This is a genomic window from Shewanella sp. GutDb-MelDb (assembly GCF_002836075.1).
GTDB lineage: Bacteria > Pseudomonadota > Gammaproteobacteria > Enterobacterales > Shewanellaceae > Shewanella.
On record NZ_PJBM01000076.1, the window covers coordinates 1 to 1506 of the forward strand.

Annotated in this window: 2 protein-coding genes; both read right to left on the bottom strand. The window is 42.3% G+C overall.

Annotation, left to right across the window (positions count from 1 at the left end):
- Nucleotides 1-58: 58 nt before the first annotated feature.
- Nucleotides 59-640, bottom strand: a complete 582-nt coding sequence (locus tag CXF82_RS01380; RefSeq protein ID WP_257982708.1) for a DUF1353 domain-containing protein — start codon at nt 638-640, stop codon at nt 59-61.
- On the bottom strand, nt 606-1506 hold a 901-nt coding region (locus CXF82_RS01385), incomplete at its 5' end, for a DNA ligase (RefSeq protein WP_257982709.1). The genes CXF82_RS01380 and CXF82_RS01385, both read right to left, overlap by 35 nt.

Genomic DNA, 1506 nt, shown 5'->3' on the forward strand with positions numbered 1-1506 from the left:
AAGAGTCTACAGCTCTAAGGGCTTACCACCGCATAAACTTAGCTGATAAACACGCCTGTTACGGCGCACTTAAAAGGTCGGGCTCAGCCGACTTTGCCCCCCCGAATCTCACACCTTGGTAGACATACCATGCTCTAAATGCTGACATGCCATCTTGCAAGCACACCTCTTTAAGGATTGCATCAACCCGTTTTCTATCCGACGGTGGTAACACCTGATCTCTCATAAGCTGATATAACGCGTCATGAATTAAGGAACCTTGCATAAAGTTTTTGCTGTCTATTGCCGGGCTACTTGGCCCATCCCATGCGTAACCTGCCTTTATAATTAAGCGGCCGCTGGCGTTGATCTCAAGAAAAAGATTGGCAATAGGTACTTTAACAGACAGACCTGTCTCATAGATTAATTCTGAATGTAGGTTGTATTTGTATTTTCTACGCTGCTTATACTTAATCAATGCCTTCTCCCAAGTATGCACTTCGCTGCCTTTAACACTGCTAGTTAAGGTTTTGCCAGTAAGATATAAAATATTAGTGCGAATAACATACTGAAATAGCAGTAAGAAATAAATAGCCTTGCAGCTAATTAAAGGGTGAAACGGTGAATTAAAATGGATCTCTAACTCGCAAAAAACTCGCAAATCGAGGGGTGCCTTTTTGTGTTTTACCGTAGTATTTAAACGTTATAATGCTACCCACCTTTGGTGGATTGCGGCGCTCTTCATCAGTAAAGCCGCTGCCAATACTAAATCGTTTTCCCTGCATACTTTCAACCAATAATGCCCCCATCATGCCAGTGTATTTACCCTTCCCTTGCTGATGCGCTAAAACAACAGCTTCTGCGTCGTAAACAGGTTTTAATTTAACAATGTCATTACTGCGCCCAATTTGGTAATGCGCCGTTTTTCGATGCAGCATCAAACCTTCACCATTTGCCTCAACGATAACATTAAGCCTTGTATCTAATTCAGCTTGGTCATCAATTGAGAACTGCTCAATAACGTGAATGTAGGGACTAATCTGTGATAAATCAGCCAGTGCTTTTTCATATCGTTCTATAAAAGGCATACTTTCCGCTGGCAGATCAAAAACCATAAAGCTGACTTGCTGCCACTCTGCTTTGCTGGCGTTATTCTTGCGGACAATAGCCGAGACTTGTTCGAAATGATTACGATCAATCCATAGCTCGCCGTCAATGGGGTAGTTTGGGAAACCTTCAACAAACCAATTGGGTACATTGATGACTCTGCCTGAGCGAGACAACATATCGGAGCCATTCCAATAGCCCCTTACCCCATCGAGTTTTTCACTTATTAAGTAATCAGATAATTTAGTAATGCGCTGCTGTTCATATTCTTTTGCTAGTTGAATCTGCGGTTTAGCCATTTCTGCTGCAGTTAACTCCGCAGTCACAGCAAAGAAAAACGCCAATCCCCCACAACAAAGACGTACCAAATAATTGAGTTCTGAACTTAGCCAGGAGATTTTTGTCATAAACAACTCGCAT